Origin of the sequence: Streptomyces violaceorubidus (assembly GCF_000717995.1) — a bacterium.
Classification (GTDB): Bacteria; Actinomycetota; Actinomycetes; order Streptomycetales; family Streptomycetaceae; genus Streptomyces; species Streptomyces violaceorubidus.
The window spans coordinates 50,935-72,237 of sequence record NZ_JODM01000017.1 but is presented as its reverse complement, the minus strand read 5'-3'; the positions used below and the strand labels follow the sequence as shown (position 1 = coordinate 72,237).

General features: G+C 73.7%; 21 protein-coding genes. 6 read left to right on the top strand and 15 right to left on the bottom strand.

The features are described 5' to 3' along the window. Nucleotides 1-66: 66 nt before the first annotated feature. From IE94_RS0120585 to IE94_RS0120575, 3 genes are read right to left on the bottom strand one after another with little or no spacing between them, the layout of a single operon-like run. Entirely contained in the window at nt 67-774 is a 708-nt protein-coding gene (locus IE94_RS0120585; RefSeq protein ID WP_030186434.1) for a response regulator, read from the bottom strand. Beyond that, entirely contained in the window at nt 767-2,008 is a 1,242-nt protein-coding gene (gene macS, locus IE94_RS0120580) for a MacS family sensor histidine kinase (protein ID WP_030186433.1), read from the bottom strand. The genes IE94_RS0120585 and macS overlap by 8 nt, the downstream gene beginning before the upstream one ends. 37 nt (nt 2,009-2,045) lie before the next feature. Further along, nucleotides 2,046-2,855, bottom strand: coding sequence for a lysophospholipid acyltransferase family protein (locus tag IE94_RS0120575; RefSeq protein WP_037923068.1), 810 nt, complete (start codon nt 2,853-2,855; stop codon nt 2,046-2,048). Between the two features lie 150 nt (nt 2,856-3,005). Between IE94_RS0120575 and IE94_RS0120570 the strand changes: the two genes are divergently transcribed. Then, a complete protein-coding gene (locus tag IE94_RS0120570; protein WP_030186430.1) occupies nt 3,006-3,809 on the top strand; it encodes an alpha/beta hydrolase in 804 nt (267 codons plus the stop codon). Beyond that, a complete protein-coding gene (locus tag IE94_RS0120565) occupies nt 3,802-4,473 on the top strand; it encodes a hypothetical protein (protein WP_030186429.1) in 672 nt (223 codons plus the stop codon). Before IE94_RS0120570 ends, IE94_RS0120565 begins: the two co-directional genes overlap by 8 nt. Nucleotides 4,474-4,499: 26 nt before the next feature. Here the strand turns inward: IE94_RS0120565 and IE94_RS0120560 are convergent, their stop codons facing one another. From IE94_RS0120560 to IE94_RS0120535, 6 genes are all read right to left on the bottom strand, one after another. Beyond that, a complete protein-coding gene (locus IE94_RS0120560; protein WP_030186428.1) occupies nt 4,500-5,261 on the bottom strand; it encodes an endonuclease/exonuclease/phosphatase family protein in 762 nt (253 codons plus the stop codon). A gap of 125 nt (nt 5,262-5,386) precedes the next feature. Beyond that, nucleotides 5,387-6,340, bottom strand: a complete 954-nt coding sequence (locus tag IE94_RS0120555) for an ROK family glucokinase (protein WP_030186427.1) — start codon at nt 6,338-6,340, stop codon at nt 5,387-5,389. 54 nt (nt 6,341-6,394) lie between these two features. Next, the gene (locus IE94_RS0120550; RefSeq protein WP_030186426.1) at nt 6,395-6,943 is read right to left on the bottom strand and encodes a DUF5304 domain-containing protein; all 549 of its coding nucleotides are present in this window, start codon (nt 6,941-6,943) and stop codon (nt 6,395-6,397) included. 73 nt (nt 6,944-7,016) lie between these two features. Beyond that, nucleotides 7,017-8,189 carry an ArsA family ATPase gene (locus tag IE94_RS0120545; RefSeq protein WP_030186425.1) on the bottom strand — a complete coding sequence of 391 codons (1,173 nt, stop codon included), beginning with the start codon at nt 8,187-8,189 and terminating at the stop codon, nt 7,017-7,019. A gap of 122 nt (nt 8,190-8,311) precedes the next feature. Then, on the bottom strand, nt 8,312-8,746 hold the full coding sequence (locus tag IE94_RS0120540) for an SRPBCC family protein (RefSeq protein ID WP_030186420.1): 435 nt from the start codon (nt 8,744-8,746) through the stop codon (nt 8,312-8,314). A gap of 137 nt (nt 8,747-8,883) precedes the next feature. Further along, nucleotides 8,884-9,639 (bottom strand): metallophosphoesterase family protein, encoded by a 756-nt coding sequence (locus IE94_RS0120535; protein ID WP_030186419.1) that lies wholly within the window; start codon nt 9,637-9,639, stop codon nt 8,884-8,886. 354 nt (nt 9,640-9,993) lie between these two features. Between IE94_RS0120535 and IE94_RS0120530 the strand changes: the two genes are divergently transcribed. Next, on the top strand, nt 9,994-11,790 hold the full coding sequence (locus tag IE94_RS0120530) for an AMP-dependent synthetase/ligase (protein ID WP_030186418.1): 1,797 nt from the start codon (nt 9,994-9,996) through the stop codon (nt 11,788-11,790). Between the two features lie 132 nt (nt 11,791-11,922). On the opposite strand, the gene IE94_RS0120525 is transcribed toward IE94_RS0120530, so the two are convergent. Further along, nucleotides 11,923-13,065, bottom strand: a complete 1,143-nt coding sequence (locus IE94_RS0120525; RefSeq protein ID WP_030186415.1) for a glycosyltransferase family 4 protein — start codon at nt 13,063-13,065, stop codon at nt 11,923-11,925. Nucleotides 13,066-13,222: 157 nt separating this feature from the next. Between IE94_RS0120525 and IE94_RS0120520 the strand changes: the two genes are divergently transcribed. After that, nucleotides 13,223-14,488, top strand: coding sequence for a glycosyltransferase family 87 protein (locus IE94_RS0120520; protein WP_030186413.1), 1,266 nt, complete (start codon nt 13,223-13,225; stop codon nt 14,486-14,488). A 94-nt stretch (nt 14,489-14,582) separates the two neighbouring features. Here the strand turns inward: IE94_RS0120520 and IE94_RS0120515 are convergent, their stop codons facing one another. From IE94_RS0120515 to IE94_RS0120495, 5 genes are all read right to left on the bottom strand, one after another. Further along, nucleotides 14,583-15,776, bottom strand: coding sequence for a hypothetical protein (locus IE94_RS0120515; protein ID WP_030186411.1), 1,194 nt, complete (start codon nt 15,774-15,776; stop codon nt 14,583-14,585). Nucleotides 15,777-15,852: 76 nt separating this feature from the next. Then, entirely contained in the window at nt 15,853-16,869 is a 1,017-nt protein-coding gene (locus IE94_RS0120510; RefSeq protein ID WP_030186410.1) for a C40 family peptidase, read from the bottom strand. 215 nt (nt 16,870-17,084) lie between these two features. Next, nucleotides 17,085-18,128 carry a C40 family peptidase gene (locus IE94_RS0120505; RefSeq protein WP_030186408.1) on the bottom strand — a complete coding sequence of 348 codons (1,044 nt, stop codon included), beginning with the start codon at nt 18,126-18,128 and terminating at the stop codon, nt 17,085-17,087. Between the two features lie 250 nt (nt 18,129-18,378). Further along, entirely contained in the window at nt 18,379-19,722 is a 1,344-nt protein-coding gene (locus tag IE94_RS0120500) for an NYN domain-containing protein (protein ID WP_030186407.1), read from the bottom strand. A gap of 62 nt (nt 19,723-19,784) precedes the next feature. After that, nucleotides 19,785-20,024, bottom strand: coding sequence for a hypothetical protein (locus tag IE94_RS0120495; protein WP_030186404.1), 240 nt, complete (start codon nt 20,022-20,024; stop codon nt 19,785-19,787). A gap of 156 nt (nt 20,025-20,180) precedes the next feature. Here IE94_RS0120495 and IE94_RS0120490 point away from each other — a divergent pair, with 156 nt between their 5' ends. Continuing rightward, complete coding sequence (locus IE94_RS0120490) at nt 20,181-20,951, top strand: rhomboid family intramembrane serine protease (protein WP_030186402.1); 771 nt, start codon at nt 20,181-20,183, stop codon at nt 20,949-20,951. Next, nucleotides 20,948-21,229: an Lrp/AsnC family transcriptional regulator gene (locus IE94_RS0120485; RefSeq protein WP_030186400.1), complete on the top strand. Its 282-nt coding sequence runs from the start codon at nt 20,948-20,950 to the stop codon at nt 21,227-21,229. The genes IE94_RS0120490 and IE94_RS0120485 overlap by 4 nt, the downstream gene beginning before the upstream one ends. Nucleotides 21,230-21,303 lie beyond the last annotated feature (74 nt).

Below are 21,303 nucleotides of genomic sequence, written 5' to 3'. Positions count from 1 at the left end.
GGACGCCGGCCTCCTCGTGCGGCCAGTCGCCGGGGGCGGGCGGTCGAGGCCGCTGTCCCGCGCGGGTCAGGCGTCGTCCAGACCCCGTTCTATCGCGTACCGCACCAGCTCCACGCGGTTGTGCAGCTGGAGCTTGCCGAGGGTGTTCTGTACGTGGTTCTGCACGGTGCGGTGGGAGATGACGAGGCGTTCGGCGATCTGCTTGTAGCTCAGGCCCTTGGCGACCAGGCGCAGCACCTCGGTCTCCCGGTCGGTGAGCCGGGGCGCGCCGGGGTCGTCGGTGCCCGCCGCGGGGGCCGGTTCGGAGGCGAGGCGGCGGTACTCGCCGAGGACCAGCCCGGCGAGCCCCGGGGTGAAGACGGGGTCGCCCGCGGCCGTGCGGCGCACCGCGTCCCGCAGTTCCTCGGTGGAGGCCGACTTCAGCAGGTAGCCGGTCGCGCCGGACTTGACCGCCTCCAGTACGTCGGCGTGCTCCCCGCTCGCCGAGAGCACGAGCACGCGCAGCCGCGGGTCGGCGCCGACGACCTCCTTGCAGACCTGGACGCCGGGCCTGCCGGGCAGGTTGAGGTCGAGCACGAGGACGTGGGGGGCGGCGGCCCGGGCGCGGCGCACCGCCTGGTCGCCGTCGCTCGCGGTGGCGACCACGTCGAAGCCGGACTCGGCCAGGTCCCGGGCGACCGCGTCGCGCCACATCGGGTGGTCGTCGACCACCATGACCTTGATCACGTCCTGCCCCTCGCGGAGCTGCCGTTCAGGGTCCTGTCGTTCAGCCATGGTCCGCTGCCTTCCCCCGTGCGGTGGTACCGACGGTCTTCTTCGGTGCCTTCAGTTCGACCTCCGTGCCCTGCCCGGGCACCGAGATCAGCTCGGCCGTGCCGCCGAGGTCGCGCAGCCGGCCGCGGATCGACAGGGCCACGCCGAGCCGTCCCTCGCCCTCGGCCTCGGCGAGCCGCCCGTCCGGGATGCCGGGCCCCTCGTCGCGGACGGTGACGATCACCTCGTCCGGTTCGTCCTCGACCAGGATCCACGCGCGGGCCTGTTCGCCGACGTGTTGGCGGACGTTGTCCAGCGCGGCGCCCACGGCGGCGGCCAGCTCCCGCGCGGCATCCCGGGCCAGGAGGACCTCGGCGCCCGGTTCGGCGAGGTTCACCAGGGAACCGGCGTACGGGGCGAGCAGGGCGCGCAGATCGACGGGGCCCTGCGGGTCCGCGCCCTCCGGTTCCTCGACCGCCCGGACGACCGCGCCCTCGGCGGCGTCCTCCGACAGGCGGGAGACCGGCACCAGGCCACCGGAGACCAGGGTGCGCAGGGCCACCTCCTGCTCACCGGCCAGCCGGCCCAGCTCGGCCGCCTCGCCGCCGATGACGGCGCCCCGGCGCTGCACCATGGCCAGCACCTGGAGGACGCTGTCGTGGATGTCCCGGGCCAGCCGCTCCCGTTCCCTGGTCGCCGCCTCGATCTCCAGGGCGCGCGCGAGGGTGCGCTCGGAGGCGCGGGCGACCTCGACGACGTAGCCGATGGCGATGGAGGCGACCCAGACGAGGATGACGTTGTGGACGGTGTCGCGGGCCGGGGTGCCGCGTTCGACCAGGTTGGCGACGGCGACGAGGGTGGAGGCCACGGCGGCCCAGCGCCAGCCGCCCTTGACGGCGAAGGCGAGCACGGAGCCGGCGGTCCATATCGACGGCAGGGTCGGTCCGCCGTCCATGACGCGTTCGGGGGCGTCGGCGAGGGGGGTGAGGAGGATACCGGTCAGCGCCACGGTGAGGTCGGCGGCGAGGAACCTCTTGGTGCAGCTCGCGGCGTTCGCGACCTTGGGGAGGGTGGCGAGGGTCCAGACCAGGAGGACCGCGTAGTAGGCGACGGCGATCCAGGGGCGGGCGAAGCCCGCGTAGGCGGTGGCGAAGAAGCCGATCGCGTACAGCATGGTGAGCACGCGGTAGCCGGCGAGCGCGCGCCACAGCGGCTGCTCGACCGACATCCTCATGACTCTCTCGCGCCTGGCCATGTCCCCCCTACCCGGCCACCGGTGCCCGGTGCCCGGCCTACGTGCCGGCCCGGTCCTTGCCGGCCTTCGCCGCCTTCTCGTCCCTGGCCGTCTTCTCGTCCCTGGCCGTCTTCTCGTCCCTGGCCGTCTTCTCGTCCCTGGCCGTCTTCTCCGCCTTCGCCGCCTTCTCGGCCTTCGCCGCCTCGGCGAGCTGCCGCTTCATGGCGGTCGCGTACACGTCGACGTACTCCTGGCCGGAGAGCTTCATGATCTCGTACATGACCTCGTCGGTCACCGCGCGGAGCACGAAGCGGTCGTGCTCCATGCCCTGGTAGCGGGAGAAGTCCAGCGGCCTGCCGATCCGGATGCCGGGCCGCATCAGCTTGGGCATCACCTGCCCAGGCGGCTGGATCTTCTCGGTGTCGATCATGGCGACCGGGAGGACGGGGGCGCCGGTGGCGAGGGCCACGCGCGCGAGCCCGCCCGGCTTGCCGCGGTAGAGGCGGCCGTCCGGGGAGCGCGTCCCCTCGGGGTAGATGCCGAACAGTTCGCCGCGCTCCAGGACCTCTATGCCGCTCTTGATGGCGGCCTCCCCCGCGCCGCGCGCGCCGGAGCGGTCCACCGGGAGCTGGCCGACCCCCTTGAAGAAGGCGGCGGTCAGCCGGCCCTTGACCCCGGGGGTGTTGAAGTACTCGGCCTTGGCGATGAAGGTCACCTTGCGGTCGAGGACGGCGGGCAGGAAGAACGAGTCGGAGAACGACAGGTGGTTGCTCGCCAGAATGGCGGGACCCTCGGCCGGGATGTGCTCCAGGCCCTCCACCCAGGGCCGGAAGGCAAGCTTCAGCGACCCCCCGATGGTGACCTTCATCGCGCCGTACAACAACCGAGTGCCTCCCGTGTCCGTGGGTCAGACCTTAACCCGCGGCTCGGCCAATGGCCCCGACGGCCCTGGTCGGTGTCCGTGCGGTCGCGTACGGTGAAAGACCCGCGAGTACCCCTGACGACAGGAGACCGAGACGTGTCGGTCCTGCCCGGAGCCGAGCCGTACCGCCACGAGGGCGGTGAGGTCGGCGTCCTCCTCTGTCACGGTTTCACCGGTTCCCCGCAGTCGCTGCGCCCCTGGGCCGAGTACCTGGCCGCGCGCGGCCTGACCGTGGCGCTGCCGCTGCTGCCCGGGCACGGCACCCGCTGGCAGGACATGCAGGTCACCGGCTGGCAGGACTGGTACGCGGAGGTGGACCGCGAGCTGCGCCTCCTGCGCGAGCGCTGCGCGCGCGTCTTCGTGGCCGGGCTGTCCATGGGCGGCGCGCTGGCGCTGCGGCTGGCCGCCAAGCACGGGGAGGGGGTCTCCGGCGTCGTCGTCGTCAACCCGGCGAACCGGATGCACGGTGTGGCCCAGCACGCCCTTCCGCTGCTGCGCCACCTGGTGCCCGCGACGAAGGGCATCGCCAGCGACATCGCCAAGCCGCTCAGCACGGAGCTGGGCTACGACCGGGTGCCGCTGCACGCGGCGCACTCGCTGCGCGCCTTCTTCCGTCTCGCCGACGGCGACCTGCCGCAGGTGACCCAGCCGCTGCTGTTGCTGCGCAGTCCGCGGGACCACGTGGTGCCGCCGGCCGACTCGGCGCGGATCCTGGGCCGGGTGTCGTCGACGGACGTGACGGAGATCCTGCTGGAACAGAGCTACCACGTGGCGACGTTGGACCACGATGCGGACCGGATCTTCGCTGAGAGCGTCGCGTTCATCGGCCGGCTCGCGCCCGGTTCCGCAGGGGAACCGGAGTCCGGTCTCGGCAAGGAAGGGACGACCGCAGGTGGCTGAGCACGACTCCGACCGCGAGGGGCGCGAGGAGCGCGAGGAGCGGGAGCGGGACCTGGAGCGGGAGCGCGAGGAGCGGGAGCGGGACCTGGAGCGGGAGCGGAAGCACCGCGAGGGACGGGAGCGCGCGGCGGACGCCGGTTCCGAGGCGCAGGACGTGTCCTTCGACGAGGACGCCGCCTGGGCCGCGATCGTCGCCGGGTACGGGGAGGAGCCCCCGGACCCGCCGGGCGCCAAGCCGTTCAAGTCGGTCGAGGACCTGGCGCTGCTCGAGCCGGAGGTGAACGACGAGAAGCCCGCGGCGGACCGGCCCGCCTCGGACCGGCCGCTGGGCAGCTCCGTCGCCTTCGCGCCCGGCCTCGGCCCCCGGGACCACACGCCCGCCGAGCCGTCCGACGACGACCTGGACGAGGACGACGAGGGCCACTTCGTGCCGCCCGAGCCGCCCCCGCTGCCCGAGGCGGACCCCACCTCGAAGTTCGCCTGGCTGGGCGTGCTCGGCGGCCCGGTGCTGCTCCTGCTGGCGGTGGTGCTCGGCTGGGACATGACCTGGTGGCTGACCACCCTGTGCATCGGCGGCTTCCTCGGCGGCTTCGCCACCCTGGTGATGCGGATGCGGACGGGCGACGAGGACGACGAGGATCCGGGCCGGGGCGCGGTGGTGTAGCCGGGCGGCCGGCCGGGCCCCCGGGGTCAGGCGGTCGCGGGTACGCGGAGGGCGGTCAGGACCGGGAGGTGGTCCGTGGCCGCCCTCAGGTCGTCCCCGGCCACCCCGGGCAGCCCCGACGGCACCCCGCAGCCCAGCACCTCGACGCCCTCGGTGACGAAGACCGCGTCGATACGGCGGTCCGGGGCGGTGGCCGGGAAGGTGTACTCGCCACCCCAGGGCGCCGCGGTCCAGCAGTCGCGCAGCCCGTCCCCGAGCCGCCGGAAGGTGCGGCCGCCGGGGCGCTCGTTCAGGTCGCCGCCCGCCACGGCGTGCGTCACCTTGAGGGCGGTCAGCTGGTCGAGGAGCAGCCCGGCCTGTGCGTGGCGCTCGTCCGCGTCCAGGGACAGGTGGGTGCTGAGTACGCCGAGACGGGCCCCGCCGATCCGGACCACGGCGGTGGCCAGGCCCCGGCGGTGCAGGCCGGGGGTGAGCGGGAGCAGCACGTCCTCGGTGCGCTCCACGGTGGCCCGCAGGGAGCAGAGCAGCGCGGGGCCCGCGGCGGTTGCGCCACCGGAGAGGAGGACCAGATCGGCCGCTGCTGCGAGCCGGGTGATCTTCTTGCGCCAGCGGAAGAAGCGGGGGGCCTCCTGGAGGAGGACGAGGTCGGGCGCGCAGGCCTTGATGACGCGGGCGAGGGCGTCGGTGTCGTCGCGCAGCGAGCGGATGTTGTAGCTCAGGACGCGGATGACCGCGGAACCGTCGGGTTCGGTGCGGGAGTTGGGGAGCGCCGGGAGGGATGTTGCCATGCCGTCAATTTACGGGACGGCGTGATCAGGTGCCTTGTGGGTCGGGGCGCGGGGATCGTGGGCGACTGCCGGACGGAGCGGCTGGTCGCGCGGTTCCCCGCGCCCCTGGGGCGTGCGGTGGGCGCCTACATGATCGGGTCGGGCTCCCGGGCCAGGTCGGCGGCGCCGACCAGGCCGGCCTTGTTGCCGAGCTGGGCGGCGATCACGTCGGCGACCGGGCGCCAGTTGCCGCCGACCAGCCAGCGCTTGTAGGACTTGCGGATCGGGTCGAGGACCAGGTCGCCCTCGTCCGAGAGGCCGCCGCCGACGATGAAGGCGGACGGGTCGAAGAGCGAGGCCAGGTCGGCGAGTCCGGCACCGGCCCAGCGGGCCAGCTCCCGGTAGGAGTCGACGGCGACCGGGCAGCCCTGGCGGGCGGCGACCGAGATGTGCTTGCCCTCGATGCCGTCGGGGGTGCCGTCACCGAGCGCGAGCAGCACCTCGGCACGCTCGGGGGTGGCGTTGGCGCGCTGCTTGGCGTAGCGCACGAGGGCGCGGCCGGAGGCGTACTGCTCCCAGCAGCCCTGCGAACCGCAGCCGCACAGCAGGCCGTCGGGCACCATGCGGATGTGCCCGAACTCGGCGGCCACGCCGAAGTGGCCGCGGCGCAGCTTGTTGCCGATGATGATGCCGCCGCCGAGGCCGGTGCCCAGGGTGATGCAGATGACGTTGCGGTGGCCCTTGCCGCCGCCGAACTTGTACTCGCCCCAGGCCGCGGCGTTGGCGTCGTTCTCCACGACGACCGGGAGGCCGACGCGGGCCTCGACCTTCTCCTTGAGCGGCTCCTGGCGCCAGTCGATGTTGGGCGCGAAGTAGACCGTGGAGCGCTGGCGGTTGACGTATCCGGCGGCACCGATGCCGACGCCGACGATCTCGTGCCCCACGCGCGCGCCGTCCACCGCGGAGGCGATGGCGTCCACGATGGCCTCGGGTGTGCTGGGGGTCGGCACCTTGTGGGTCGAGAGGATGTTGCCTTCCTCGTCGACCACGCCGGCCGCGATCTTCGTGCCGCCGATGTCGACGCCGATGGTGAGTCCCATGAATCCCTCAGTTCGGTCGAGCCCCGCTAGGGGCAACCGTACCCGAGGCGGGGCTCAGTCCAGGTCGATGCGCTGCCCCGGGCCGGTACCCTCGTCGCCCTCGTCGCGGCCGTCGGCTCCTGGTTCGTCCAGGTCACGGGGGTCGCTGGGGTCCTTGGGCGCGGTGTCGCCGGTGGTCCAGCGGCGTTCCTGGTTCTGGACGGCGGAGCGGTAGGCGGCGAGGAGTTCACCGCCGGCGGCGGCGAGGTGGTCGAACACGCCCGGGTTGCGCTCGATGACCGGTTCGACGGCGGCCTTGGCCTGCTGCACGACCTGCCGGACCACCTGCTGGGCGGCCGGTCCGGCGACCTGGCCGAGCAGCGGGGACTGGAGACCGGACAGCTTGTCCGCGACGGTGTCGACGAGCCGGCGCAGCTCCTCGGCGGCGGAGCCGGGCGGCGGCCCGTGCTCGGCACGGCGGCGGGCCTTCTCCGCCTCCAGGTCCTCGGCGCACGCCGTCGCCCAGGCGTCGGCGTCGGCCTCGGCGTCGGTCGCTCGCGTCTCGTCGACCGCGTCGGCCTCGTCGGGGCGGGGGGCCTCGGACGGCGGGAGCTCTTCGCTCATGACGGACTCCTGACTACGGTTCGTCCTTACGACGTTACCCGAACGGGCTCGTGCCCAGACCGGTCCCGGCGGCTCAGCGTTCCCGCGGCCACAGCTGCGGGTCCGGCGCGAACCGGACGGCGAGGGTGCCGTCGCGCAGCGCCGCCCCGTCGACGGTGCAGCGGCGCAGCGCGGAGGGCAGCGGGACGACGCGGCGGAAGGGCCCGGCGGCGACGACCAGTTCGTCCCCGCGGCGGATCAGGTCCAGCTCCTCGCGTACGGCCCCGGGCAGCGGGATGTGCCAGACCAGCACCCCGTCCGCGGCCAGCCGGTCGGTGACGGGCCACTCGACCGGGGAGGCGTCCGGGTTGACGCCCGGTACGCCGAGGGCCGCGAGGTCGTCCGTGCCGCGCGGGTCGCGGCCGAGATGCGCGACGGGGCGGACGTCGTGGGACCCCCGCCATTCGTCCAGGGTCTTACGCTGCTGGGCGAGGGGGCCGCTGAGCCAGCTGTCCGCCGGGGCGTCCTCCGGCAGGACGCGGTTGGCGACCAGGAGGTCGGTGCGCAGGCCGCGCAGGGCGAGGCCGAGGGCGGTGGTGCGGACGGCGTCGGCTCCGGCCGGTCCGGGTTCGGCGACCAGCCGCACGACGGTGTGCCGGTCGGCCAGTACGGCCTCGGCGGCGGCGAGTTCCAGGTCCCAGCGGGCGGCGGCCTCGTACAGCGCCTCGGCCGGCATGGGGACGCCGGCGAGCCGGCCGAGGACGGGGCGCAGGGCGCGGGCGGCCTGCCGCTCGGGCGGGAGCAGGCGGCGCAGACAGCGGCGCAGCTCCTCCGGCGCGGCGAGCAGGGCGAGGGCGCGGGGTGCGGGCGGGAGGTCGACGACGAGGAGGTCGTGCGCCTCGGCGAGGGCGGCCTCGCGCAGGGCTCGCAGCAGGGCGAGGTCCTCGACGCCGGGCAGCGGGGTGAGGTCCTCGGGGTCGAGGCGGGCGGCGCCGAGCAGGTCGAGCGCGGAGGCGGCGCGGTCCTGGAGGGCGGCGAGGCCGTCGCGGAAGCCCTGGGCGGCGTCGGGGCGCCAGACGGTGAGGCCGGGTTCGACGGGGGTCGGCGCCGGGCCGGTGCGCAGGCCGAGCGCGGTGCCGAGGGTGTCGTCGCGGTCGGTGCCGAGGAGGAGGGTGGTGGTGCCCTGCCGGGCTGCGGCGAGCGCGGTGGCGGCGGCGACGGTGGTACGGCCGGTGCCGCCGGGGCCCGTGATCAGGAGGGTGCGCATGGGGGTGAACGGTACCCGGGGGCCGCCGGTCGGGCGGGGGACCGGCGTGGGGGCGCGGGCCCGAGGGGGGGCGCGGCCCGACGGGGGGCGCGGCCCGACGGTGCCGGGTGCCCGCGGCCGCGCTACTTCGACTCGACCCGCTTCTTCAGGCCCGCCAGGGCGCGGTCCGTGATGACCTTCTCCGCCTTGCGCTTGATCATGCCGAGCATCGGGATCTTGACGTCCACCGTGAGCCGGTAGGTGACCTCCGTGCCCGTGCCCGCCGGGCGCAGGAGGTAGGAGCCGTCGAGGGAGCGCAGCATCTGGGACTTGACCAGCGTCCAGGAGACCTCGTGCTCGCCGGTCCAGGTGTAGGCCAGCGTCTGGTCGTCCTTGATCGCCCCGGCGTCCATGACGAGCCGTACCTGCTCGGCGCGCCCCTGCGCGTCGGTCCCGAGGACCTGGGCCTCCTTCACCTCGCCGGTCCAGTCCGGGTAGCGGGCGAAGTCGGCGATGACCGCCATGACGTCGGCCGGTGCCGCCTCGATGGTGATGCTCGAGCTGGTGTGTTCCGCCATCGCCGTGGCTCCTCCGGGTGCGGGCCGCTACTGAGGTGGTCGTGCGCCCGTCGCGCGCACGTGTGTGCCGCGTGCAGGCTACCGCGCACGGGGAGGGCGCCCGCCACCACCCACCTGGGCGGGTACGCCGCGCACCGTCACCACTCCAGCGCCCACGGCCGTCCCGTCGACGCGAAGTGGCCGACATTCACGCATTCGGTCGCGCCGACGCGCATCCGCCGGGCCAGCGGCTGGTGGACGTGCCCGAACAGGGCGTAGCGGGGGCGGGTGCGGCGGATCGCGTCCAGCAGCGCGCGGCTGCCCCGCTCGAAGCGCCGGGCCACGGTGTCGTAGACCAGTTCCGGCACCTGGGGCGGGATGTGGGTGCACAGCACGTCCACCTCGCCGACCGCCTCGATCTTCGCGGCGTACTCCTCGTCGCTGATCTCGTACGGCGTCCGCATCGGGGTGCGCAGCCCGCCGCCGACGAAGCCGAAGACGCGGCCGCCGATCTCCACCCGCTCCCCGTCGAGCACGGTGGTGCCGGGGCGGGCGTACTCGGGCCACAGCGTGGGCACGTCGACGTTGCCGTAGGTGGCGTACGTCGGGGTGGGGAAGGCCGCGAAGAGCTCGGCGTACTGCTTGCGCACCGCCCCTTCGATCAGCTCCCGCCGGTCCCCGTCGACGCCGGCCCACAGCCGTGCCCCGAACTCCCGCGCCTCGTCGAAGCGGCGGGCGGTGCGCAGCGCGACGATGCGGTCGGCGTTCGCGATGCCGAACAGATCGGGGAAGATGCCGCGCGAGTGGTCGGCGTAGTCGAGGAAGAGGACCAGGTCCCCGAGGCAGATCAGGGCGTCGGCGCCTTCGCCGGCCCTGGCCAGGTCGCGGGCGTTGCCATGGACGTCGCTGACCACGTGGACACGCGTGCTCGTGTTGCGGGGCGGTGTGGGTGCCATGGCGATCAAGCGTAAGCAGCGCGCGCGTGATGTGAACAGTGGCGGCCGGACCTGCGGTTACTGGCTGGTCCGTTGATGCGTCGACTACTGTGCGCAATGCAAACCCCCAACCGTGTGACGCAGCGAACATCTCGCGGGGACCCCCTGTCGGAGAACGCATACCGGCGGGTAACGTCCGGGCAGTCCAGTCGTGCTCTGGATTTCGACATGTGAATCCCGCATGAGTCCTCCGGAGCCCACAGCCCGAGCCTTGGACCGCACCGTCGCATCACACAACGTCGTGGCGCCGGCGCCCTATGAGGAGCAGCAGTCTTGCGCGAGTTCAGCCTTCCGGCCTTGTACGAGGTCCCCGCGGACGGAAACCTGACCGACATCGTCCGCAGAAACGCCGCGCAGCATCCGGACGTCGCCGTCATCGCCCGCAAGGTGTCGGGCGCCTGGCAGGACGTGACCGCACGCGCCTTCCTCGCCGAGGTGCACTCCGCCGCCAAGGGCCTCATCGCCTCCGGTGTCCAGCCGGGCGACCGGGTCGGTCTGATGTCCCGCACGCGCTACGAGTGGACGCTGCTGGACTTCGCGATCTGGAGCGCGGGCGCGATCACCGTGCCGGTGTACGAGACCAGCTCGCCGGAGCAGGTGCAGTGGATCCTCAGCGACTCGGGTGCCACGGCGTGCGTCGTGGAGTCGGCCGGGCACGCCGTCGTCGTCGAGTCGGTGCGCGAGCAGCTGCCCGCCCTCAAGAACGTCTGGCAGATCGACGCCGGCGCCGTGGAGGAGCTGGGGCGTCTGGGCCAGGACGTCACGGACCGCACCGTCGAGGAGCGCGGCTCGATCGCGAAGGCCGACGATCCCGCGACCATCGTGTACACCTCCGGCACCACGGGCCGTCCCAAGGGCTGTGTCCTGACCCACCGCAGCTTCTTCGCGGAGTGCGGGAACGTCGTCGAGCGGCTGCGCCCGCTCTTCCGCACCGGCGAGTGCTCGGTCCTCCTCTTCCTCCCGCTCGCCCATGTCTTCGGACGGCTGGTGCAGGTCGCGCCGATGATCGCGCCGATCAAGCTGGGCAACGTCCCCGACATCAAGAACCTCACCGACGAGCTGGCCGCCTTCCGGCCCACGCTGATCCTCGGCGTGCCGCGCGTCTTCGAGAAGGTCTACAACTCGGCGCGCGCCAAGGCGCAGGCCGACGGCAAGGGCAGGATCTTCGACAGGGCCGCGGACACGGCGATCGCGTACAGCAAGGCCCTGGACACCCCGTCGGGCCCGTCCGTCGGCCTGAAGCTCAAGCACAAGGTCTTCGACAAACTCGTCTACGGCAAGCTCCGTACGGTCCTCGGCGGCCGCGGCGAGTACGCCATCTCCGGCGGCGCCCCGCTCGGCGAGCGGCTCGGTCACTTCTTCCGCGGCATCGGCTTCACGGTCCTGGAGGGCTACGGCCTCACCGAGTCCTGCGCGGCCACCGCCTTCAACCCCTGGGACCGGCAGAAGATCGGCACGGTCGGCCAGCCGCTGCCCGGCTCCGTGGTGCGCATCGCGGACGACGGGGAGGTGCTGCTGCACGGCGAGCACCTGTTCAAGGAGTACTGGAACAACCCGGGCGCCACCGCGGAGGCGCTGGCCGACGGCTGGTTCCACACCGGCGACATCGGCACCCTCGACGAGGACGGCTATCTGCGGATCACCGGTCGCAAGAAGGAGATCATCGTCACGGCCGGCGGCAAGAACGTCGCCCCGGCCGTCATGGAGGACCGCATCCGCGCGCACGCCCTGGTGGCGGAGTGCATGGTGGTCGGCGACGGGCGGCCCTTCGTCGGCGCGCTGGTCACCCTGGACGAGGAGTTCCTGGACCGCTGGTGCGCGGAGCACGGCAAGCCGGCCGGTTCGACGGCGATGTCGCTGCGCGAGGACCCGGATCTGCTCGCGGCGGTCCAGGACGCGATCGACGACGGGAACGCGGCCGTGTCCAAGGCGGAGTCGGTGCGCAAGTTCCGGGTGCTGGGGGCTCAGTTCACCGAGGACTCGGGGCACTTGACGCCTTCGCTGAAGCTGAAGCGGAATGTCGTGGCGAAGGATTACGCGGACGAGATCGAGGCGATCTATTCCAAGTAGGGCGCCCAGTGGGGTGGCCAGTGGGGTGCCTCTTGGTCGCCGTGGGCGGGTGCGGGTTCCCTGTGGCTGGTCGCGCAGTTCCCCGCGCCCTGGGCGGCACACACTCACCCCCGCTTCACAGGGCTCCCCGCGTCACAGCAACGCCTTCAGGTGCTCCGCCAGGAGGTCCCAGCGCCATTTCTCCTCGACCCAGGAGCGGCCCCGCTCGCCCATCCTGCGGCGCAGTCCGGGGTCGGCGAGGAGGGCGGTGACGCGGTCGGCGGACTCGTTCGGGTCCTCGCCCCGGACCACCCAGCCCGTCTCGCCGTCGAGGACCGCGTCGGGGGCGCCGCCCGAGTCGCCGGCGACGACGGGCAGGCCGGTCGCGGAGGCCTCCAGGTAGACGATGCCCAGGCCCTCCACGTCCAGGCCGCCCCGTCGGGTGCGGCAGGGCATGGCGAACACGTCCCCGGCGCCGTAGTGCGCGGGCAGCTCGGACCAGGGCACGGCGCCGGTGAAGCGGACGGACGCGGCGACGCCCGTCTCGACGGCCAGGCGGCGCAGGTCCTTCTCGTAGGGGCCGCCGCCGACGATCAGCAGGACGGCGTCCGGCTCGGCGGCGAGGATGCGCGGCATCGCGCGGATCAGGGTGTCCTGGCCCTTGCGCGGGACGAGGCGGGACACGCAGACGACCACGGGGCGTTCGGTCAGGCCGAGGCGGGCACGGACCTCGTCGCCGCCGCTGGCCGGGTGGAAGGTCTTCTCGTCGACGCCGGGCGGCAGTTGCACCATGCGGGCGGCCGCCCCGGGCGTGAGCGCGCCCGCGATGCGGGAGCGGGTGTACTCGCCGAGGTAGGTGATCGTGTCCGTGGACTCCCCGATCCGGCGCAGCAGTTGCCGGGCGGCGGGCAGCTGGGCCCAGCCCGCCTCGTGGCCGTGGGTGGTGGCGACGAGGCGCTCGGCGCCCGCCCTGCGCAGGGCCGGGGCCATCAGGCCGAGCGGCGCGGCCGCGCCGAACCACACGGACGTGCAGCCGTGCTCGCGCAGCAGGCCCACCGCCCGCCGGGTGGCGCCCGGCGTCGGCAGCAGCATCGTCGTGCGGTCCCGTACGACGGTGAAGGGCTGCTCGGCGTCGAAGGCGGCGGTGGCCTCGACGCCCTCGCGGCCGCGCTTCCAGGTGGAGGCGTAGACGACCAGCCGCTCGGGGTCCAGCCGTAGCGCCATGTTGTGCAGGAAGGCCTGGATGCCGCCCGGGCGGGGCGGGAAGTCGTTCGTCACGATCAAGGTCTTGCGCACGCCGCCGACCCTACCGAACCGGCCGGCGGGTGCCGGGGCCCGGCCGCGTCCTGTGGCACGCCCACAGGGGTCCGGGTCATCATGGCCGCACCGGCGGACAAGCAGGCGCAGGCGGGGACGGGCAGGTACGAGGCGGTCGCGGACGGGCAGGGAGCACGTGGAGACGAGGGACGCGGGGCGGTCACCGCTGTGGCCGGCGACGGTCTGGGGCGCCACGCGGCTGGTGCTGCTGCTGTTCGTGCTGAAGGTGCTGGTCCTCCCCGGCCCCGACGTCACGGCGGACGTGTCGGTCATCTACCGGGACTGGTCCGAGGTCCTGCGCACCGGAACGTTTCCGCTGGAGGACGTCACCTGGCAGTACCCGCCGGCGGCGGCCCTCGCGGTCCTCTCCCCCGGCCTGCTGCCCTTCCTGGAGTACGCGACGGCGTTCTTCGTCCTCGCCTGTGCCACGGACGCCGCCGTCCTCGCGCTGCTGTGGCACGCGGGCCGGGGGGCGGGCCGGTCGCCGCACGGGGCGTGGGTGTGGGTGGCGGGCGTGCCGCTGCTCGGGCCGACGGTGTACGCCCGCTACGACGTGATGGTCACGGCGGTCGCGGTGGCCGCGCTGCTCGCCGCCGGGCGGCATCCGCGGGTGGCGGGGGCCCTGGCGGCCCTCGGGGCGCTGCTGAAGGTGTGGCCGGCGCTGGTGCTCGTCGGGATGCGGGGGCGGCGCCCCTGGATCGCCGCCGCGGTGAGCGGGGCCGGGCTGGCCGCGCTGTTCGCCGTGTCGATGCCGGGGGCGTTCGCGTTCCTGACGTTCCAGCGCGAGCGGGGCGTCGAGGTGGAGTCGCTGGGCTCGCTGGTCTTCCACGTCGCCCGGCACTTCGGCTGGGACGGCGGGGTGCTGCTGAACTACGGCTCGATGGAGTTCCTGGGCCCGCACGTGGACACGGTGGGCACGGTCTCACTGGGGCTGAGCGCGGTGGCGTTCGGCTGGCTGCTGCTGTGGCGGCTGAGGGCCTCGCGGCCGGCGGCACCCCGGTTCGCGGCGCACACAGCGGCGGACGCGGCCTTCGTGGCGGTGCTGATGTTCACGGTGACCAGCCGGGTGATCAGCCCGCAGTACCTGGTGTGGCTGGTGGGCCTCGGCGCGGTCTGCCGGTGCTTCAGGGCGAGCCGGATGCGGGTGCCGGTCGCCCTGGTGCTGGTGGCGGCGCCGGTGACGCTGCTGGACTTCCCGCTCCTGTTCGCGGACGTCGTGGCGAGCACCCCGCTCGGCGTCACCCTCCTGTTCGTCCGCAACGGCCTCCTGGTGACCGCCGCCCTCCTCGGCGCCCGCGCCCTGTGGCGAGGCCCGGGGCGCCGCGCCGCCCCGGCCCCGACCGGCGCCCCGGCCCGCCCCGGCCGAGCCGCGCCCTCGGAGACCCCCGCCGGCGCGCCATGAAGCCCCCGGCACCACCGGCACCACCGGCACTCGCGGCTCCGAGGGCCGCACACCGGGTCGGCGCCCCACCCCGGCCCCGCCGCGGAGGCCCCCCTCACCCGAGCCGTGTCCGCAGGAACTCCCGCCAGCGTGCCGTGAAGGCCTCCGGCGTCGTGCCGAGCACCTCGTGGAGTGCGGCCTCGACCGCGCCGGCGCGTTCGTCGTGGGCGCCCACCGCGCGGTAGAAGGCGTCCAGCCGGTCCTCGCCCCACTGCTCGGCGATCATCCGGCAGGCCAGCCAGCCGCCCTCGTACGCGCGGGCCAGTTCCTCCGCCTCGGCGGTGAAGCCGAAGTCCTCGTCCGTCGGCAGCCGCGCGGGCACCCGGCCCTCGGCGACCGCGGCGGCCAGTTCGGGGGCGGCCTCGGCGGCGGTGCGTCCGCTGCCGCGGTAGCCGACCCAGTCTGCGTAGCCCTCGGAGAGCCACAGCGGCGTGGCCGAGGTGGTGTCGGCCCGGGTGGCGACGTGGGTGGTCTCGTGGGTGAGCACGACCTGTCTGCCGAGGCCGCCGAGCAGCCCGTACGCGTCGGGGTTGACGATGATCCGGTCCGCGGGGGCGTGTTCCCGGCCGCCCGTCTCCCCGGTGGTGACCGCGGCGATGCCCCGGTAGGACGAGGCCGGGGAGCCGAGCAGGCCCGCCATGCCCTCCACCGACCGGGGGACGACCACGACCACCCGGCGGGACCAGTCCCCGTCCCAGGCGTCCGAGACGGCGGGCACCGCCCGGTCGGCCAGGCCGGCGAAGCGGCGCAGCGCCCCGGTGGACTGCCCGACGCCGAGGACGAGGCTGTGCGTGCCCCGGACGACCTGGACCGCGCCCTGGTCCCAGGGCTGCTGGCCGGACCCCTTGGCGGGGCGGTCGGAGTCGACGGCCCACGTCCCGCCGCTGCCGTCCCGGCTCAGGCGCACGGTGCGGCCCGCGGTGACGGGGCCCCGGTCGTAGCCGTCGACGCGGTAGCGCAGCTCCACCTCGGCGGTGGCGGTGTCGCCGGCGCGCTCCACGTCCCGCACCCGGTAGGACCAGTCGGCCAGCGGGACCGCGCTCAGGCGGTCGAAGCCGGTGCCGGTGCCGGTGCGCGCGTAGGCCGCCGCGTCGTGGGCGAGGACGGCCGCAGCGCGCCGGTCCAGGACCCGCTGGACGTCCGCCCGGGCGGGGTCGGCCGCGGTCCGGCCCCCGCAGGCCACCAGCGCGACGAGCAACAGGCACAGTGCCACCACCGAGGAACCCGACACCCGCCTTCGACCAGCCACGTTCCCGATCGTACGGGCGCGGGACCGCGGAGGGCACCGGGCGAGGAGGACGCGGCGGCCCGGCGGGGCCGTGGGGTCACACCCTGGTGATCGAGGAGATCGGCATCATGCCGACCGGGTCGTAGCGCACCGGAGCGCCGGGGTAGGGCGCGTGGATCACCTGGCCGTTGCCGGCGTACATGCCGATGTGGCTGGCGTCGTCGCGGTAGGCGACCAGGTCTCCGGGCCGTGCCTCGGCCAGGGACACCCGCCGCCCGGCGCCGGACTGCGCCTGCGAGGTGCGCGGAATGCCGACTCCGGCCTGCGCGTAGGACCACTGGGTCAGGCCCGAGCAGTCGAAGCCGGAGGGGCCGTTGGCGCCCCAGACGTAGGGCTTGCCGAGGGCGGAGCGGGCGGCGGCGAAGGCGGCCGCGGCCCGGCCGGAGGCGGGAGCGGCGGCCCCGGCGAGGGCGGTGAGGTCCTCGCGGCCGGAGCGGGACCCGCGCTGGTAGACGGCGCGTTCGTCGTCGGGCAGGGCGGCGAGCAGCGCGCGGGCCTTGGCGAGCTTGCGCTCCACGGTCTTCTTGTGGGCGGCGACGGCCTTGCGGCCCTTCTCCAGCTCGGTGAGCTTGCGGGCCGCCTCGGCACGGTCCTGGGCGAGGTCGCGCATCGCTTGCTGGAGCTCCCTCAGCTCACCCGCCTGGCGGGTGGTGATCCGGTCGAGCACGGACGCCCGGTCGAGGTAGTCGTCCGGTCCGGCGGACAGCAGCAGCGCCAGCGACGGGTCGATGCCGCCGGAGCGGTACTGGGCCCCGGCCAGCGAACCGAGCGCGTCCCGCATGGTGTTGACGCGCTGCTGCTGCCGGGCGATGGAGTCCTGCGCGGTCGAGACCTCCTCGCGCAGCGCGTCGGTGCGCGCGTCGGCCTTGTTGTAGGCCTCGGTCGCCTGCTCCGCCTCGGTGTGGAGCCGGTCCACCTCCGCCCGCCGGTCGTCGTGCGGAGCGGCCGCGGCCGGTACGGCGCCCAGGAGCGCGGCGGCCACGGAGAGCAGGCCGACGGCGGCGGTGGAGCCGCGGTCGAACCCGGATGGTGCAAGGCGGCGATGGGACCCCACGGGAAGCCGCACTCCTTCCGCTGGCGGACGGGGAAACGCGGCAGACAGTAACCCCGCGGCGGGGCACCGGCCAACGACCTCGGGGGCCGCGCAACACGGCGCCCCGCCGCTGACGCAGGTCACCGGCGGGGCGGGGGGTCACAGGGCCCGGACGCGATTCGCCCGAACGGGCGGCACGGCGGGGGTGACTTCGGGTGGCGCGGAGGACGTCGGGATCAGACCCGGACGCCGAACATGAACGGGCCGCCGATGGTGCTCATCGACTCGTAGCGGACGTTCGTGCCGGTGCGCGGCGCGTGCAGGACCTGGTTGTTACCGGCGTAGAGGCCGACGTGGTGCAGGTCGTTGAAGAAGAAGACGAGGTCGCCGACCTGCAACTGGCTCACCGAGGAGATGCGGGTGCCGTAGTTGGCCTGCGCCTGGGAGGTGCGCGGGATGCCGACGCCGGCCTGCGCGTACGCCCAGGAGGTCAGGCCCGAGCAGTCGAAGGAGGACGGGCCGGTGGCGCCGTAGACGTAGGGCGTGCCTATCTTGCTCTGGGCGGCGGCGAAGGCCTCGCCCGCGCGGCCGGAGGCGGGGGCGGAGTTGCCGCCGGAGAGGACCTGGCGCTCGCTGGTGCGGTTGGCGCGCTGCTCCTCCTCCTGGAGGGCGGCCTTCTCCTGCGCGGTGAGCGTGTTGAGCAGCTTCTGCGCGGAGGAGAGCTTGCCCTGGACTTCCTTCTTCTTCTTGCCCAGTTCGGTGCGGGTGGCGGAGAGGTCCTTGAGCTTCTCGGAGGCCTCGGAACGCTGCTGGGCGAGGTCGCGCTGCTTGACCTGGATCTTCTTCAGCGCCTCGACCTGCTGACCGCTCAGCTGGTCGAGGGTGGAGGCCTTGTCCAGGTAGTTGTCCGGGTCGGCGGACAGGAACAGCTGGAGGGAGGGGTCGATCCCGCCGGAGCGGTACTGGGCGCTGGCCATCGAACCGAGGCCGTCGCGCAGCTCGTTGAGCTCCTCCTGGCCGCGGGCGACGTTGTCCTGGATGGTGGAGATCTCCTTCTGGAGCTTCTCCTGCTTCTCCTTGGCGCCGTTGTACTTCTCGGTGGCCTGCTCGGCCTCCTCGTAGAGCTTGTCGACCTTGGCCTTGACCTCGTCCTTGCCCGGCTTCTCGCTCGGGGCGGCATTGGCGGCCTGGGAGCTGAGAACGACGGCGGCGGCGGCAGCGGTGGTGAGCACGGTCACGCGCGTGCGGCTCGGCTGCTTGGGACGACGGTGGGACGCCACGGAGACGAGCTCCTTCTTGAGAGGGATCACCCGTTCGAGGGTTCGAAGGGTGACCCTAGTGACCCACTCGTGATCAGTTCAAATCCTCCGCCGAAAAATCACGGTTACGCACCGCGTTTTTCGCCACAACTCACCTGCAGTGACACCGTTTTGACGCTACGTTGCGTGACGCTTCCGTCAATTCGGGCATAGAGCGCCTACGTTACGGTTGGTACGGAAGTGAAGAGAAGTGGCCGGAAGCCGGGACAGGCTACGAAAGCCGCTTGAGGAGCACCACGGACGCCACCGGGCGTGCGCCGGCGCGCGCCACGCCGTCGGCGACCTCGCGGTCGGTGGAGACGACGATCACCGGCCGCCCCGGCGGCTCGGCCCGCACCAGCTGGCGGATCAGCTCGTCGGCGGTGACACCGGGTTTGGAGAACAGCACCCGCACCCCGCGCGGCGGCGCGAGCAGCACCGGCGCCGCCAGTTCGGCCCCGTCGAAGACGCAGGTCGTCTCGGCGCCGGTCTGCGCGGCGAGCTGGGAGAGCTGGCCGAGCAGCCGCAGCCGCTGCTTCTCCAGCGGCATCTGCGGATAGCCGGTCTTGGTGACGTTGTAGCCGTCGACGACGAGGTGCGCCTGGGGCAGCGCCAGCAACTGGTCGAGGATCGCCGGGTCGTGCTCCGACAGGGCCCGGTTGGCGATGTCCTTCGGCGTCATCCGGCCCGGCTCGACCGCGTCCACGGTCTCGGCGGGCCGCACGGACACCGGGGGCAGCGCCAGCTCGCGCCGCAGCCCCTGGGTCGCGTCGAGGAGGGTGTCCAGGAGCAGCCGTACGCGCATGTCCTCGACGCTGCGGCCCTCGCGGGCGGCCTTGCGGGTGGCCTCCAGGGCCGCCTCGGCCTCCCCCAGCCGGCCCTTGAGCCGCCGGGCCTCGCTCTCGGCGGCGGACAGCTGGGTCTGCCCCTCGGCCCGTACGGTGTCCAGCTCGGCCTGGACCTTGCGCAGCGCCGCCTCGCCGCGCTTGACGTCGCTGAGGGCGGAGCGCAGCTTGCGGTGCAGCGACTCGGCCTCCCGCTTCGCCGCCTCCAGCTCGGTGCGCAGCCGCTCGGTCTCGGTCCTGGTGTGGTCCCGGGCCCGGGCCAGTTCCTCGTGCAGCCGCTCCAGCTCCGCGCGGTTCTCCTCGTCGGCGCGCTCGGCGTCCGCGCGCTGCGCCTCCTCGCCGGCGGCGGTGACCAGCTTCACCCAGCCGAGCGGGCGCAGTACGTAGGCCGCCGCGGCCACGTCCAGCGGGTCGGCGGCCGGGAGCGCGGCCCCGGCCTCCAGCGCGTCGGCCAGCTCGGGCTGGGCGTCGCGGAACTTCTCGCCGATGCGCTGGCGGAAGAGCGGATCGGTCTCCACGGCAGCCGCCATGGCGTTGCCGGCGAACTTGGCCCTGCGGTTCGGGGCGAACCTGGCGTACTGCCTGAGCTGCGCGGGCAGCTCGCCGAGGGTGAGCGAGCCGAAACCGTCGGACACGATCTGCACGACCCGGCGGCGCACGCCGTCGGGCAGCGGGCGGTCGAGCACCTCAGCGGCGCCGTCGCCCGGCCCCCCGCCGTGTGTCTCCACCATCCCTCACCCCAAAGTCTCAGGGCGATCCCGGACCGGAATCGCCTCGTGCGGGGCCGCTCCCCTCAGGAGTCGGCACCCGGCCTGTCCACGAGTTCCACCTGGTCCACGGCGTTGCACCAGCGACACCGCACCGACTCGACGGTCTCACTGAGCACCTCGCGCTCCTCCACCGTCGGCTCACCGGCCAGATCGAGGTGCACGTACTCGACGACCTTCGAGGCCCGGGTCACGTCGAAGCGGGTGAGGTTGCCGCAGAGGGTGCAGCGCCACCGCGTCGTGTCGGTCGGCAGGGGAACCGTCATCGTGGCTGTTCGCTCTCTTCCAGTGTCGGTGACGCGCCGGGATCCCCCGGTACGTGTGGCACGTAACCCTACGGCCTGGCGGGTACCCGACGCCCGCGTGTCCACGGCGGCGAGGCGCTATGAGCCCTCGCGTCCGTTACGTCATGCTCTGTGTCCATGATCCGGAACTGGAGCAAGTCGGTCCGCGGAACGGTCACGGCGGTCGGGGCGCTCGTCGGCGGGCGCTCGTCGCGGCGCCGGGCGGCGCCGGTGACGTACACGCTGATCACGCTGTGCTGTCTGCTGTTCCTGATCAGCCCGGCGGCGGGCCTGAACCCGGTGTACGGCACCGGGGAGGAGCTGCTGGCGGCGCAGCGCGCCTACTTCCGGCGCTGGGGCGTGATCCCCGCAGAACTGTTCGAGGACTCCCCCGGCTCGGCGCTCACCCCGGCCACGGCGCTGTTCGTCCACGGCAGCTGGGTGCACCTGCTGGGCAACATGCTCTTCCTCTACGTCTTCGGCGCGATGACCGAGGAGCGGATGGGCCGGCTCCAGTTCGCCCTGTTCTACCTCGGCTGCGGCTACCTGGCCCTGCTGGGCTACGCGGGCGCCAACGCCCACTCCCAGGAGTCCCTGGTCGGGGCCTCGGGGGCGATCTCCGCGATCCTCGGCGCGTTCCTGTTCCTCTTCCCGCGGGCCCGGGTGACCAGCCTGCTGCCCTTCCTCTTCTTCCTGCCGCTGCGCTTCCCGGCCTGGGTGGTGCTGCCGTTCTGGGCGGCCCTGCAGTGGATGGCGGCGGGGCGGGCCGGGGACGGGCCGGGGGTGGCGTACCTCGCGCACCTGGTGGGCTTCGGGCTGGGCTTCGCCTTCGCCTGGGTGCGGTTCGGGCGTACGACTAGAGTTGGTGGCGTTCCAGTGGCGGCGCCCGAGGGAGAGAACCAGCCGTGATCAGCGCGATCGTCCTCATCAAGACCAGCGTGGACCGCATCCCCGAGATCGCGGAGCAGATCGCCGCGCTGGAGAGCGTCAGCGAGGTCTTCTCCGTCACCGGCACCTACGACCTGATCGCCATGGTGCGGGTGAGCAAGCACGAGGACCTGGCCGAGGTCATCCCCGGCCGGATCAGCAAGATCCCGGGCGTGGAGGGCACCGACACCCACGTGGCGTTCCGCACCTACTCCCAGCACGACCTGGAGGCGGCGTTCGCCATCGGCCTGGACAACTGACCGATCGCGCCGAGCCGGACGCGCCCCGAAGGGGCGCGGGGCTGTATCGATGTGCGGCTCCGCCGCGTGGGCGC